The 13,000-nt window shown below is 53.1% G+C and carries 11 protein-coding genes and 17 other annotated features; of the genes, 4 read left to right on the top strand and 7 right to left on the bottom strand.

What is annotated here, in order from left to right:
• Nucleotides 1-186: 186 nt before the first annotated feature.
• Both cadC and hmpA read right to left on the bottom strand, forming a co-directional pair.
• Nucleotides 187-1,799 (bottom strand): transcriptional activator of cad operon gene (gene cadC, locus STM2557; protein ID NP_461492.1). Within the gene, nt 187-1,731 belong to an annotated coding region; the region does not span the whole gene.
• Nucleotides 1,740-1,745: a ribosome-binding site (putative RBS for cadC; RegulonDB:STMS1H002660), on the bottom strand. It overlaps the preceding gene by 6 nt.
• Nucleotides 1,765-1,773 (bottom strand) — a -10 signal (putative -10_signal for cadC; RegulonDB:STMLTH004555).
• Nucleotides 1,791-1,799: a -35 signal (putative -35_signal for cadC; RegulonDB:STMLTH004555), on the bottom strand.
• A gap of 113 nt (nt 1,800-1,912) precedes the next feature.
• Nucleotides 1,913-3,115 (bottom strand): dihydropteridine reductase 2 gene (gene hmpA / locus STM2556; RefSeq protein ID NP_461491.1). Within the gene, nt 1,913-3,103 belong to an annotated coding region; the region does not span the whole gene.
• Nucleotides 3,110-3,115, bottom strand: a ribosome-binding site (putative RBS for hmpA; RegulonDB:STMS1H002659). It overlaps the preceding gene by 6 nt.
• 84 nt (nt 3,116-3,199) lie before the next feature.
• Nucleotides 3,200-3,224: a protein binding site (putative binding site for MetR, RegulonDB: STMS1H000289), on the top strand.
• A gap of 8 nt (nt 3,225-3,232) precedes the next feature.
• Nucleotides 3,233-3,241: a -35 signal (putative -35_signal for glyA; RegulonDB:STMLTH004554), on the top strand.
• Here hmpA and glyA point away from each other — a divergent pair.
• Nucleotides 3,233-4,681 (top strand): serine hydroxymethyltransferase gene (glyA, locus tag STM2555; RefSeq protein ID NP_461490.1). Within the gene, nt 3,428-4,681 belong to an annotated coding region; the region does not span the whole gene. It overlaps the preceding feature by 9 nt.
• Nucleotides 3,251-3,259 (top strand) — a -10 signal (putative -10_signal for glyA; RegulonDB:STMLTH004554). It overlaps the preceding gene by 9 nt.
• Nucleotides 3,298-3,314: a protein binding site (putative binding site for PurR, RegulonDB: STMS1H000349), on the top strand.
• Nucleotides 3,416-3,421, top strand: a ribosome-binding site (putative RBS for glyA; RegulonDB:STMS1H002658).
• Before the next feature lie 186 nt (nt 4,682-4,867).
• Nucleotides 4,868-4,873 (top strand) — a ribosome-binding site (putative RBS for hcaT; RegulonDB:STMS1H002657).
• Nucleotides 4,868-6,016, top strand: a protein-coding gene (hcaT, locus tag STM2554) for a putative MFS family transport protein (RefSeq protein NP_461489.1). Within the gene, nt 4,877-6,016 belong to an annotated coding region; the region does not span the whole gene. Its footprint overlaps the feature before it by 6 nt.
• On the opposite strand, the gene csiE is transcribed toward hcaT, so the two are convergent.
• Nucleotides 6,011-7,304 (bottom strand): stationary phase inducible protein gene (csiE, locus tag STM2553; protein ID NP_461488.1). Within the gene, nt 6,011-7,288 belong to an annotated coding region; the region does not span the whole gene. The two genes, hcaT and csiE, sit on opposite strands and share 6 nt — an antisense overlap.
• Nucleotides 7,299-7,304, bottom strand: a ribosome-binding site (putative RBS for csiE; RegulonDB:STMS1H002656). Its footprint overlaps the gene before it by 6 nt.
• Before the next feature lie 102 nt (nt 7,305-7,406).
• Nucleotides 7,407-7,412, top strand: a ribosome-binding site (putative RBS for STM2552; RegulonDB:STMS1H002655).
• On the opposite strand from csiE, the gene STM2552 reads away from it, so the two are divergent.
• Together STM2552 and STM2551 are read left to right on the top strand one after the other, a co-directional pair.
• The gene (locus STM2552; RefSeq protein NP_461487.1) for a putative periplasmic or exported protein occupies nt 7,407-8,052 on the top strand. Within the gene, nt 7,414-8,052 belong to an annotated coding region; the region does not span the whole gene. It overlaps the preceding feature by 6 nt.
• Nucleotides 8,038-8,043 (top strand) — a ribosome-binding site (putative RBS for STM2551; RegulonDB:STMS1H002654). It overlaps the preceding gene by 6 nt.
• The gene (locus tag STM2551; RefSeq protein NP_461486.1) for a putative inner membrane protein occupies nt 8,038-9,029 on the top strand. Within the gene, nt 8,043-9,029 belong to an annotated coding region; the region does not span the whole gene. The genes STM2552 and STM2551 overlap by 15 nt, the downstream gene beginning before the upstream one ends.
• Here the strand turns inward: STM2551 and asrC are convergent.
• The 4 genes from asrC to STM2547 all read right to left on the bottom strand — a co-directional run bounded on the left by asrC (nt 9,030) and on the right by STM2547 (nt 12,991).
• Nucleotides 9,030-10,050 (bottom strand): anaerobic sulfide reductase gene (asrC, locus tag STM2550; protein ID NP_461485.1). Within the gene, nt 9,030-10,043 belong to an annotated coding region; the region does not span the whole gene.
• Nucleotides 10,045-10,050 (bottom strand) — a ribosome-binding site (putative RBS for asrC; RegulonDB:STMS1H002653). It overlaps the preceding gene by 6 nt.
• Nucleotides 10,051-10,053: 3 nt before the next feature.
• Nucleotides 10,054-10,880 (bottom strand): anaerobic sulfide reductase gene (gene asrB, locus STM2549; RefSeq protein ID NP_461484.1). Within the gene, nt 10,054-10,872 belong to an annotated coding region; the region does not span the whole gene.
• Nucleotides 10,875-10,880, bottom strand: a ribosome-binding site (putative RBS for asrB; RegulonDB:STMS1H002652). Its footprint overlaps the gene before it by 6 nt.
• Nucleotides 10,876-11,926 (bottom strand): anaerobic sulfide reductase gene (gene asrA / locus STM2548; protein NP_461483.1). Within the gene, nt 10,876-11,919 belong to an annotated coding region; the region does not span the whole gene. Before asrA ends, asrB begins: the two co-directional genes overlap by 5 nt.
• Nucleotides 11,921-11,926 (bottom strand) — a ribosome-binding site (putative RBS for asrA; RegulonDB:STMS1H002651). Its footprint overlaps the gene before it by 6 nt.
• 174 nt (nt 11,927-12,100) lie before the next feature.
• Nucleotides 12,101-12,991, bottom strand: a protein-coding gene (locus STM2547; protein ID NP_461482.1) for a putative hydrolase. Within the gene, nt 12,101-12,979 belong to an annotated coding region; the region does not span the whole gene.
• Nucleotides 12,986-12,991: a ribosome-binding site (putative RBS for STM2547; RegulonDB:STMS1H002650), on the bottom strand. (Overlaps the previous gene by 6 nt.)
• Nucleotides 12,992-13,000 lie beyond the last annotated feature (9 nt).

Raw genomic sequence — 13,000 nt, 5'->3', positions numbered from 1 at the left:
AATATCATGGAAAATATCATTAAAGGATAAACATCGTTTAATTACAAAGAGTTATATTTACATATCTTTGCAATGAATATGTTGCCAAAATTAACATAAGCTATTTTTGGCAACATGTTTTTCACAAAATAAAAGCGAAAAATTTAATATCTTTTCGCTTTTATTTGTCATGGTTCAGCGTTAAATTTAATCTTCTGCCAGAAAACTATTCAGATAAGGGACAATTTTCTGAACGGATGTCTGAAATACGCCGTTCTCGATCCAGTACAGAGTGTTTTCACCTGGACGTAAATTAAAGGCGGTCAGATAGGCATCAGCGGCCAGACGATTCTCACCTTTCATTTCGTAAACTTTCCCCAACAGGACATAGTTAAACCACGACATTTCAAGCTCGATGCTTTTATTGATTTCCTCATACGCTGCATCGATATCACCTTTGCCTAACAGATCGACGGTCTTGATTTTATAATAAACAGACGTTTTCTCAACGCCCGGAATTTGATCTATTTTTTTAAACTCTTCGTTCAGTGCGGCCACTTGTTCTTTATCAAACGGCTGCTGTGATTGCCGTAATACATCTACCAGCACTTTATATTCATAGGCATAGTTGAAATCAGGCGTTTCCTTAATAATGCCATTCAGAATATCGCTGGCTTTACCTAGCGCCTGCGCATCGCCGCTCAGAATAAGCTGGCGCGCCTCATAAAAACGCATCAGTGCGGTATTTTGCGGCGTTCTGAACAGGGCCAGTTGTTCTCGCATACGATTAGGCCAGGGCTGTGTTAAAACGAAAGACAGGCTATTAAACAGATCATCCTGGATGGACAACTGGTTAGTATTGGTGACGAAATAACGCTTATCCAGCATGGTTGAACCATCGGCGTTATCAATGAGCACTACAGACATAAAGCACTGCTGCGCCCGATAGTGGCGCTGATTGACAAACTGAATGGTTAACGTCTTACCGGAGCTGCTTGGCTCATTGACCCGGTAATTGGTTTTATCGTGCACCATAAAAGTCGAGTAGGTGTTCAGCAGGTCGGTGATTAAGCCGCCCAGACCGATGGCGTAGGACTCCTGCGAGACCCAGTTATTACAGGAATTGCCGCCTTCAAAACGAACATCTATATCTCGTGGGTTAAGTAATAACCGCGTTTTTGTTACCGCGGCATTATGATCTACCACCGACATCACGATAAACACCACCAGCGTCGCCAGCGAGAGCAGGAACATCACCCACGTCCAGAAAGCGGCAATACGCGGCTTTTTCGCCTTTTTAGTCGGCGTTTGCAAAGAGGCGGGCGGCACAGGCGTAGCGGCAGTAACCCCCTCCGTCGGTTCTGCATTCGTCGCTGCGATCGGCGGCGGCGGCGACGTTGATGAATTATCGATCTCATCGCTATTTTCTTCGCACCAGATAACCGGCGCCGTCAGCTTATAGCCGCGTTTAGGTACGGTAACGATGTATTCAGCATTGCTGTCTCCGCCATCTCTTAATGATTTGCGTAGTTCAGAAATGCTTTGGGTGACAACATGGTTGGTCACGATGGTGCGCATCCAGACATGATCAATAATGTTATCCCGGCTTAACACTTCATCCGGGTGATGCGCAAAATACATCAGAAGATCGATCAGCCGTGGTTCAAGAGTAATCTGGCGTCCCTGACGACTGATCTGATTAACAGAAGGTGTAACCAGCCACTCTCCAATGCGTACAACAGGTTGCTGCATAAAAAGATGCCCTAACGAGCTAAGTCAAACGTTAATAATAACACGATTTGCACAGACTTTTTTTATTCCCCTTTTTTGTAAAAGAAAGGCATAAAAAGCAGCGCAATAAGCAGGGGAACGGGGAGGAAAACGGGCGTTCGCCTTAACGATAACGCCCGTTTTTTCAGAGGATTTGTTGCAATTACAGCACTTTATGCGGGCCGAAGCATTCGTAATGAATGTTTTCGTTATTCACGCCAAGTGAAACCAGTTGTTTTGCGGCAAACTGCATAAAGCCTACCGGGCCGCAAAGATAGAACTGCATTGCTGGATCGCTGATCGCGGCTTCCAGTTTGCTTAAATCCATCAGCCCTTCGCTGTCGAAGAGGCGTTGGGCGCGATCGGACTCAGTCGGCTCGCGGTACCAGGTATGGGCAGTGAAACGCGGCAGTGTACGGCCCAGCTCGCTCACTTCGTCGGCAAACGCATGGACGTCGCCGTTCTCCGCCGCGTGGAACCAGTTCACCTGCGCGGTATGCTGTTCTTTCGCCAGCGTATCGAGCATCGCTAACATCGGCGTCTGGCCGACGCCAGCGGAAATCAGCGAAACGGGGGTATCAGCGGCGACATTCATAAAGAAGTCACCTGCCGGCGCAGCCAGATGCACCCCATCGCCTACGCTGGCGTGATGGTGTAACCAGTTTGATACCTGGCCGCCGTCTTCACGCTTCACGGCAATACGGTACCCTTTGCCATCGGGTTTACGGGTCAGTGAATATTGGCGGATCTCCTGATGCGCAAAACCTTCCGGCTTCAGCCAGACGCCCAGATACTGCCCGGGACGGTATTCCGCCACCGTACCGCCGTCGACTGGTTCAAACTCAAAGCTGGTGATCAGTGCGCTACGCGGGGTTTTCGCAACGATGCGGAAGGGGCGCGTGCCTTCCCAGCCGCCGTCTTTGCTGGCGTTCTCGTGATAAATCTCGGCTTCCCGATGAATAAAGACGTTAGCCAGTACGCCATAGGCTTTGCCCCACGCGTCCAGCACTTCCTGGCCCGGGTTGAACATTTCGTCCAGCGTCGCCAGCAGATGTGTCCCGACGATGTTGTACTGCTCCGGCTTAATCTGGAAGCTGGTGTGCTTCTGCGCGATTTTTTCTACCGCCGGCAGCAACGCCGGTAAATTTTCGATATTGCTGGCGTAGGCCGCGATAGCATTAAACAGGGCTTCACGCTGATCGCCGTTACGCTGGTTGCTCATATTGAAGATTTCTTTGAGCTCCGGGTTATGCGTAAACATACGGTCGTAGAAGTGGGCGGTCAGTTTCGGTCCTGTTTCAACCAGCAGGGGAATGGTGGCCTTTACTGTAGCGATGGTTTGTGCGTCAAGCATACGTGCTTCCTTTATGTGAAAATCTAATGATGTATATCAAATGCATCTTATAAAAATACCCTTGCATTGTAAATGGATCTTCTCTGCTTTACGTTATGGAGGTAACAACGTGAAAAATCTGCATCACAAAGCTGAAAAGAAATCCGTTGAAATTCGTCAGACTCTCGTTCAGGAAACCCTTATCTGACGCATAGGTAATCGTTTGCGTAAAAACCTTTGTCAAGACCTGTTATCGAAGAATGATTCGGTTATACTGTTGGCCGAAGTCCCACGGACTGCCTTTTCAGGCACAAATTTTATTGTTAGCTGAGTCAGGAGATGCGGATGTTAAAGCGTGAAATGAACATTGCCGATTATGATGCCGAATTGTGGCAGGCTATGGAGCAGGAAAAAGTACGTCAGGAAGAGCACATCGAACTGATCGCCTCCGAAAACTACACCAGCCCGCGCGTGATGCAGGCGCAGGGGTCTCAGCTGACCAACAAATACGCTGAAGGTTATCCGGGCAAGCGCTACTACGGCGGTTGCGAATACGTTGATGTCGTAGAGCAACTGGCTATCGACCGCGCGAAAGAACTGTTCGGCGCCGACTACGCTAACGTGCAGCCGCACTCCGGTTCTCAGGCTAACTTCGCTGTTTACACCGCGCTGCTGCAGCCGGGCGATACCGTTCTGGGTATGAACCTGGCGCAGGGCGGCCACCTGACTCACGGCTCCCCGGTTAACTTCTCCGGTAAACTGTACAACATCGTACCTTACGGTATCGATGAGTCCGGTAAAATTGACTATGACGAGATGGCGAAGCTGGCCAAAGAGCACAAGCCGAAGATGATTATCGGTGGCTTCTCTGCCTACTCCGGCGTGGTTGACTGGGCAAAAATGCGTGAAATCGCTGACAGCATCGGCGCATACCTGTTTGTCGACATGGCGCACGTGGCGGGCCTGATTGCCGCAGGCGTTTACCCGAACCCGGTTCCGCACGCTCACGTTGTCACCACCACCACCCACAAAACCCTGGCGGGTCCGCGCGGCGGCCTGATCCTGGCGAAGGGCGGCGATGAAGAGCTGTATAAAAAACTGAACTCCGCCGTCTTCCCAAGCGCGCAGGGCGGCCCGCTGATGCACGTGATCGCCGGTAAAGCGGTAGCGCTGAAAGAAGCGATGGAGCCGGAGTTCAAAGTTTACCAGCAGCAGGTGGCGAAAAACGCCAAAGCGATGGTGGAAGTGTTCCTGAACCGCGGCTACAAAGTGGTGTCTGGCGGCACTGAGAACCACCTGTTCCTGCTGGACCTGGTGGATAAAAACCTGACCGGTAAAGAAGCTGACGCCGCGCTGGGCCGTGCTAACATCACCGTGAACAAAAACAGCGTGCCGAACGATCCTAAGAGCCCGTTCGTGACCTCCGGTATCCGTATTGGTTCTCCGGCGGTTACTCGTCGCGGCTTCAAAGAAGCGGAAGTGAAAGAGCTGGCTGGCTGGATGTGTGACGTGCTGGACAACATCAATGATGAAGCCACCATTGAACGCGTGAAAGCGAAAGTGCTGGATATCTGCGCACGCTTCCCGGTTTACGCATAAGCGCTTGTGTTGTGAAAATGGCCCGATGGCGCTGCGTCTGTCGGGCATTACTTATGCGCCATAACGTGACGCCGCCGGAAGTCATTATCCGGCGGCGTTGCCGTTTGAACTTCTCCCTCCGCCTGTTAACCTTATGTTACCCTTGCCAGCGCAACCGTTTACCGCCAGACTATCGCCTCCAAACGGGAGGGAATCATGGCATTGCATTCCACGCGCTGGCTGGCGCTCAGTTATTTCACCTACTTCTTTAGTTACGGTATTTTTCTGCCCTTCTGGAGCGTCTGGCTCAAAGGTCTTGGGCTAACGCCGGAAACCATCGGTCTTCTGCTGGGCGTGGGTCTGGTCGCGCGTTTTCTCGGTAGTCTGCTCATTGCGCCTCGCGTAAGCGATCCTTCGCGGTTGATCTCCGCGCTGCGCGTCCTGGCATTGCTGACGCTGGTATTTGCGCTGGCATTTTGGGCAGGAACGCATGTCGCGTGGCTAATGGTGGTGATGGTTGGGTTTAACCTCTTCTTTTCGCCACTGGTGCCGCTGACCGATGCGCTGGCCAATACCTGGCAAAAGCAAATTACCCTGGACTATGGTCGGGTGCGGCTGTGGGGGTCCATCGCCTTCGTGATAGGGTCGGCGCTGACCGGTAAGCTGGTGAGTTTATACGATTACCAGGCGATTCTGGCGCTACTGACGCTCGGCGTCGCCTCGATGTTGCTGGGTATGTTGTTACGTCCCAGCGTGCCGCCGCAAGGGGAAAGCCGTCAGCAGGAGAGCGCAGGCTGGCCCGCCTGGCGTACGCTGGTGGCACAAAGTTGGCGTTTTCTCGCCTGCGTCTGTTTGCTGCAAGGGGCGCACGCCGCCTACTACGGTTTTAGCGCCATCTACTGGCAGGGGGCTGGCTATTCAGCATCGGCGGTCGGCTATTTATGGTCGTTGGGCGTGGTGGCGGAAGTGATCATTTTCGCCCTGAGTAAAAAGCTATTCCGCCGGTTTAGCGCCCGCGACTTGCTGTTGCTTTCCGCTGTGTGCGGCGTGGTACGCTGGGGACTGATGGGCTGGAGTACGGCGTTGCCGTGGCTGATTGTGATACAAATCCTGCACTGTGGCACGTTTACCGTTTGCCATCTGGCCGCCATGCGCTATATCGCTGCGCGTCAGGGAAGCGAGGTGATTCGTTTGCAGGCCGTCTATTCCGCTGTGGCGATGGGCGGCAGTATCGCGATTATGACGGTATTTGCCGGTTTTCTGTATCAACATCTGGGCGGCGGCGTATTCTGGATTATGGCGCTGGTGGCATTGCCCGCTATCTTCCTTCGGCCCAAAGTGGTTGCCGCGTCATGATTCCAGGATCTTGCGGATCTGCTGCTGTTGGTGCTCTGTGAGGGCGCGATCCGCATGAATTAACGGCGGTGAGAAGAGCGGTAGCGGCGTGGCGTAAGGGGTAACAATCAGCGCTACGCCGCGCGGGCATCCCTCTTTTTGAAACGCCTGGAGCGATATCCGTCTGATATTCAGCGGCAACAGGGTCAGTTCACGCAGTTGCTGCTCAATATGCGTCTCCAGCGCATCATTTTTATCCGCTAACAATACGATCTGTCTCTCATGCAAATCGTTATCCTGCATTAGCCAGGCGCCGAAAATCACTGCCACCAGCCCCGTCTCTTCCTCGGAAAAGTGGATACCATATTCGGCTTCAAATCCGGCGAGCGCCTCACGTGTGGTGCGAACCAGACGCGGATAAAGACGGTTAAACTCTTCCGGAAGCGTATTATCGATGCCAATCGTGAATAAACTTCGGTTCAGCGCCTGGGCGAGATGGACATACAGCTGATCGTTAAGCCCTTGTTCGTCGCTGAAGCGTACGTTCCCTTTTTCTCGAAAGCGCAGCACCAGCCGCGCCACCTCCAGTCGCAGTTGCTGCGCCCGTTGATGCGTGTCGCGAATCGGGTCGGGGAGGCGAATCATTGAAAACAGTAACGCCATAAACAGCGCTTCATTGAGCGGTGCGGCCTGCATCACGTGGCGCTGCCAGTGACGACCAATTTCCTGGGCGAGTGGATATTCCGCGCACGACTGCGCCCAAATCTGCTGCACAGGGTTGAATTCCGGGGTGATGCCGGCATGGTGTTGTAGCAGACAATACTGTAAAAAGAGACGCAGGAACTGCACGTCGCGATGTTCAAATGGTTTTTGCAACCGGCGGGCGCACAGATTGATGAGCGCGTGCAGATTAATATCGTCATACAGCGGACGCGCGATACCGCGCTGCTTTAGCGCGTTTTTTAAGGCCGGGGTAAACTGTTGCGTGACGAAGGTCGGGCATAAACGCAGGCCGCGCCTGAGCCAGTGTAAAAGGCAAAGGCGCTGATCGAGTGCTGTACCTTCGATCCGATAGCAACCGTTCTGGCATGTTGTGATGGCAAGGCGATGATAGCGCTGGATCTCCAGGCTTGTCTCAGTGATATCCTCACGGGCAGTATCATCATCAACGCCATTAAGCGCGCTGAAGATTTCCACCGTGGCAATTGGCTCCGGCTGGAAAAGCGTCAGCAATACCTGACAGCGGCGCTGGGGAGCGGAAAGTACAGATGGTGGGGCAATTGTCGGCATCATCTGTCAGGTCTCCCGTTAGTTTGTCTGGTAAGGATAGCTAAAGTTTGCGTGTGAAAAATGTGATAAGCGTGCTTTTAGGCCAGGAATGCTGAGGAGTGTCACAGAATTTTTATCGCGAGGAACAGATGAAGCCAGTGAAACGCAGCGCCTTAACACTATTTCTTGCCGTTTTATCTTTCGTGGCGGCGGCGCATCCGCACAGCTTCATCCGTCTGCAAACGCAGGTGGTCAGTGAAAATGAGCAATTTGTGGCGTTAAAAATGCGCTGGACAATGGACGCGCTGACGTCCGCAGATCTGCTGTATGACGCCGGAAACGCGGCACCGGGGTCAGAAATATGGAAAAAGTTGGCGGCGGAAGTGATGGCTAACGTACTTGGGCAGCACTACTTTACAGAAGTGTGGCGCAATGGCGCGAAAGTGAAGTTTAAAAACAGGCCGACAGAATACGGTATGACGCGTGACGCGCATCAGGCGGTATTGACCTTTACGCTACCGCTGGCTGAACCGCAGCCGTTAAGCGGACAGACTTATACCTTTTCAACGTTTGATCCCTCTTATTATGTCGATATGCATTATGACCAGGACAGCGATATCACGATGCCGGAACCGCTGCGCGAAAAGTGTCGGATTCAGGTTTATACTCCTGCGCCCGGCGAAGAGACGCTACGTTTCGCCCAGTCGCTGGATAAAGAGGACGCGCCGCCGGAGGATATGGATTTAGGTAAACAGTTTGCCCAAACGGTGACCTTGCAATGTCAGTAATTTTTTCTCAACGCACTCCGGGGCGGCGCTGGCTCTCGCTGTGGCCATTGGCGTTATTCCTGCTGCTGATGCTGGTTGGCGGTCTGTGGATGTGGCAGGCCTGGCCGCAGGTGATGTTGAAAAGCGCTCTTTGGCAGCGGGACGTGAATCAGCAGTTGAGCGCGCTGCTTAACGCGGTGGCGACGCATCCTGAGCGGGCGGGCGGATCGTTGCTTCTGCTGAGTTTTATGTATGGCGTGCTTCATGCGCTGGGGCCGGGACACGGCAAAGTGGTGATCGCGACATGGCTGGCGACGCATCCTTCGAAGTTGAAATCGAGTATCGTGTTAACCCTCGCCGCCGCGTTATTACAGGGGCTCGTGGCTATCGGGTTGGTGGTGGGCGTGCTGACCGTATTGCAACTTCCGGCCAGGCAGCTCCATCTGAGCGGCTTCTGGCTGGAAAAGGGGAGCTATGCGTTAGTTGGCGGGCTGGGCATTTTGCTGTGCTGGCGGGCCATAAAAAGGTTACGCGCGCTGCTACGTAAACCTGTCTTTATCGCTTTTACGCCGCGCCATGTTCACCATGAAAAATGCGGCTGCGGACATCAGCATCTACCGACGCAGGAACAATTGCATAGCGGCGATGACTGGCGCGCGCGATTCATGATCGTACTGTCTATGGGGATGCGGCCCTGTTCCGGCGCGATAATGGTGCTGTTATTCAGTAAAGTGATTGGCGTTTTTAGCTGGGGAATGGCGTCGGTACTGGCGATGGCGGCGGGAACCTCGCTAACGATTACCTCGCTGGCGTTGCTGGTACACACTTTTCGTGCTCTGGCGGTGAAACTCAGTGGAAACAAAGCGCCGGCGTTATGGCGGCAGGTAGGCTGGTCAACGCTGGCGCTGGCTGGAGGGGGCATACTGCTTGTCGCGGCGCTGGTCATGTGGTTTAGCGTGCCGCAGCCTGTGGGCGGGCTGCGGCCATGGCGTGGTTGATTAGTGCCCGGCGGGTTTGAGATGCATCCGCGCGACGGATTCGTCTTCGGCCCAGTAAATGCGTTCGGCGACCATCGCTTCCGGATTGAGCTGAACGCCGCGCAGTACCCGTTCTTTAAAACGCAGGTAGCCGCCTTTGTCGATCAGATGGCCCATATGTAGATAGATCGGTTTTCCGCCGAGCATCTCTTTTTCAAATTCATACAGGTTAACGATCACCTGCTTTATCACATCTTCAGTCACCCAGTTGAGGAAGAGCTTGCCGACGCGCGGCGTCTTTTTACTGGTGCGTCCGCCCAGACGGACTTGCCAGAGCTGATCCGGCTTACGTTGCCAGGCCAGCGTCGGACAGGCCAGCACGCACTCGCCGCAGCCGATACAGGCGGACTCTTCTTTGACCGCTTTGCCGTTCTTCAGCGCCAGGCAGCCTACCGCGTGGTGACTACAGGCCTTCACGCAGGCGCCGCAACCGATACAGCGATCGGCAGTGAAGCGCATTTTCGCCACGCCAATAATCCCCAGATCGGCCATTGACGCCTTCGCGCAATCATTCGGGCAGCCGACGATGACCGTTTTGAGATGATAAGGGCTGGGATAGACCAGTTTTTCAAGACGACGGGACAGACCGGTCGTGTCAGTGTTGGCTTTCTGGCAAATGCGGTTCCCCTGACAGGCGACAATATTTCGCCCGCCAATAGCGAGATAGCCCGCTTTGGTATCCTCAACCTGGACGTCGCACAGTTCTATTTCAATCTCGCGAAGAAACGGCTCCAGCGCAGCGTTCACGTTGTCGATATCTTCGTAACGGATACCCGGCATCGCCAGCTTCTGGCGGGTAGTGAGGTGAATTTGTCCGTTGCCCCAGGTTTCGGCGATGTCACGCGCCACCGTTAGCAAATGCGCGGGCAAAATACCGCCGGGAATGCGGACGCTGATCATGGCTTCGCCGCGCACTTTTGACAGGCGATATTCGTTTTTCGCACGGGCTTTAATGATATCAATATCAATGCTCATGATGTTCTCCTTAATCGGCAAAACGTTGCGCGACGGCGTAGTTAAATATCGGACCGTCGGTGCAGACATACACTTCGCCCATACGGCAGTGGCCGCACTTCCCGACGGAGCAGGCCATCCGGCGTTCGTAGTCCACCCAGATTTGCTCCGGCTTGAGCCCTTTTTGCAGCAGCATTTTTACGGTAAAGGTAATCATTATTGGCGGCCCAACGACGATGGCCTGCATAGTGTCGATATCGCTAAGCGTCATGTCGGCAAGCCGATCGGTCACCCGGCCAATCTGGTAACGGTCATCAGCCTCGCCTTCATCCAGCGTGAGTACCAGATTATGTTTGCCGCGCCACGTCGCCATTTCTTCTTTGTACAGCACGCAATCGCGATTTTTATAGCCGAGAATCATATCCAGTTGACCAATTTCCTGGGGATTCTCAACGAAATAGCGCATTAAGCCTTTCACCGGCGCGACGCCCGTACCGCCTGCGACAACCAGTAAGGGCTTATGGCGCAGCGTATCGACCGGATAGCCATTGCCATAGCAGCCGCGTAGCCACACGTTGTCGCCTTCTTTCAGCGTAAAGAGGGCGCTGGTCACTTTTCCGACATTACGAATCAGCAGATCTATCCAGCCGTCGCCGTAGTCGGAAACGGAGATGGGCGCTTCGCCGACGCGCGGCAGCGACACCTCAACAAATTGCCCCCAGTGCGCGGGAAAATCGACGGCCACGCGGAAATTCCACTCCAGCGGCGTGTGGCGAGTAATACTGAGGATGCGGTACGCCGCAGGCAGCAAACTGTGCTGCGGTTTATCATGACAGGAACAATGTGACATGCGTTATGCCTCCTCTGCCAGCGCCTGCCGAACGGCAGCGGTCATTTTGTTGATAATCAAAGAAAATTTGATGTATTGCGGGCAGCGATCGTCGCAGCGGCCGCAGCCGACGCACATATGTTCAATGCCGTTGCGCGCTTTGTAGTCATTGACCTTATGCAGGGCGCGGTAGCGCAGACGCTCGCCGGGTTTTTCGCGAAAACCATGACCGCCGGCCATGTCGCTAAAGCCCGGCACCATGCAGCTTGCCCACTGGCGACGGCGTTCGCCGCGCTGCGGATTTTCATCATAGGCGACGTCAAAGACGCTATAGCAGGTACAGGTTGGGCACCCGGTAGTGCAGCGGCCACAACTGATGCAGCGGCTGTCGTAGGCGTCCCATAGCGGATGGTGGGTGAGAATGTCGCGAATTTTTTGCGGATCGTGGCAAACGCTGTCCGGCGTGACGACGGTTTCCCGGTTTTCGCTGACGAAAGAGGGGGTATAGTCAGCCTCCTGCCCCAGCCCTTGTATCGCCGCCTCGATAAAGGGATCGCGGATGCTGACAAGCGCGCCCTCATCGCTAAAACGCATGGCGGCGCTATAACAGTCAGTTTTATTGGTACCCATTGAGACGCAGAAACAATTTTCGAAGCTTTCTTCACACTCAATAAGGACGAAACGAATATGCTCCCGTAGCAGTTGATAACTGTAATCGGAATTATTCCCATTTGATAAATACATATAATCCAGCCGCGACATGGCGTTAATGTCGCAGGCGCGGGCAAAGATGATTATCGGGGAAGTGTCTGTCTCGGCAATTTGAATGGTGTCTTTATCGAAATAAAAGAGCGTTTCGGTGATAGGGGCGATAATGGTATTCGGCGACATGTGCGATTTCTCGTGCCAGATGAGATCGCGCCAGCCGCTAATCCGTTGATAAATAATGTTGTCAGTGTCGGAAAAACGTCCGCCGCGAAACTCTGCGGACGGGGCAAACACGCGCCATTTTTTGTTTAATCGCTGGATAAGCAAACTAAACTCGTCAGGCGTAATTTTGATAGCCATCACATACTCCACAGTAATATTCAGGAAAAACAAATGAAAATAAATTGTTATAAAAATCAGTTGAATATTACTGTTACGCTAGCGCTAATCCACCGCCTTCGCTAACGGGAAAAAATGGTTTTTACTATCGGTATAATAAATATATTCTTAATCATAAAATATGCATATATACAGCGTCGCGCTATTTAGCGGATAGCGCGGTCTGAATAAATTTAATCATTGCATCACGGTAAAGGTTTGCATAACGTCCGGAAAAAGCATCAATGTGATCGCCGTCAGGAATGAAGATTTTTTGTTTGGGCTCCCGGGCGAGGGCATACAATTTCTCACTGTCCTGCCAGGGAATAACATGGTCTGCCGTGCCATGAAGAATCAATACCGGAATGGGGCTGACGCTGGCAATATTGCGATCCGCGCTATAGCGGTCATCAAGCAAATAGCCGCTGCCCGGGATCATCTGGTTGGCGATGGAGGAATAGGATAAAAACGTTGAGTCAAGGATAATCGCACGTATGCCCGCCTGGTCGGCGTAGCGCATATTTGCGCAGCCTACGCAGTGGCCTACGGCGGCCAGTACATTATTGCCGCCCAGGCTCTGCCCCAGCAGTACCAGGCGCTCGGGGTTAACGTCGGCGCGATGCCGCACATAATCTATCGCGCTTTTCGTATCGTCCAGTAGCCCCTCTTGTGATGGGGTGCCCTCAGATTCGCCAAAACCACGGTAATCAAACATAAACAGGTTTACGTTGCGTTCTGGCAGCCAACTGACTAACGGCCAGTGCGCCGACATATTTCCGGCGTTGCCATGGACATGAATCACCGTCGCGACGGCGTTTTCCGGCCTGCCGAAAGCAGTGGGAATAAACCAGCCGTGCAGATGCGTGCCATCTTTGGCGGTAAAGGTAATGGATTCAGCTTCGGCAGGGGTTGGCCCATAGACTTTATTGTCCGGGTAATAAAAGGCATTGATCGCTACGCGGGGTAGCAGATAAATACAGACCACAATGATAAACAGAATAAAAAGGGATTTGACGATGCGTCGGGTATGTTGAAGGGTCATGTTCGCTTCCTTGCCGCTTTA

The organism is Salmonella enterica subsp. enterica serovar Typhimurium str. LT2, assembly GCF_000006945.2.
Taxonomy (GTDB): domain Bacteria; phylum Pseudomonadota; class Gammaproteobacteria; order Enterobacterales; family Enterobacteriaceae; genus Salmonella; species Salmonella enterica.
The sequence above is the reverse complement of the archived record's forward strand: the minus strand, read 5'-3'. Positions and strand labels throughout refer to the sequence as shown.

Bases quoted from the DNA above. Each gene is read 5' to 3' on its own strand.
- cadC (NP_461492.1), bottom strand. From the start codon at position 1,731: ATGCAGCAACCTGTTGTACGCATTGGAGAGTGGCTGGTTACACCTTCT.
- hmpA (NP_461491.1), bottom strand. From the start codon at position 3,103: ATGCTTGACGCACAAACCATCGCTACAGTAAAGGCCACCATTCCCCTG.
- glyA (NP_461490.1), top strand. From the start codon at position 3,428: ATGTTAAAGCGTGAAATGAACATTGCCGATTATGATGCCGAATTGTGG.
- hcaT (NP_461489.1), top strand. From the start codon at position 4,877: ATGGCATTGCATTCCACGCGCTGGCTGGCGCTCAGTTATTTCACCTAC.
- csiE (NP_461488.1), bottom strand. From the start codon at position 7,288: ATGATGCCGACAATTGCCCCACCATCTGTACTTTCCGCTCCCCAGCGC.
- STM2552 (NP_461487.1), top strand. From the start codon at position 7,414: ATGAAGCCAGTGAAACGCAGCGCCTTAACACTATTTCTTGCCGTTTTA.
- STM2551 (NP_461486.1), top strand. From the start codon at position 8,043: ATGTCAGTAATTTTTTCTCAACGCACTCCGGGGCGGCGCTGGCTCTCG.
- asrC (NP_461485.1), bottom strand. From the start codon at position 10,043: ATGAGCATTGATATTGATATCATTAAAGCCCGTGCGAAAAACGAATAT.
- asrB (NP_461484.1), bottom strand. From the start codon at position 10,872: ATGTCACATTGTTCCTGTCATGATAAACCGCAGCACAGTTTGCTGCCT.
- asrA (NP_461483.1), bottom strand. From the start codon at position 11,919: ATGGCTATCAAAATTACGCCTGACGAGTTTAGTTTGCTTATCCAGCGA.
- STM2547 (NP_461482.1), bottom strand. From the start codon at position 12,979: ATGACCCTTCAACATACCCGACGCATCGTCAAATCCCTTTTTATTCTG.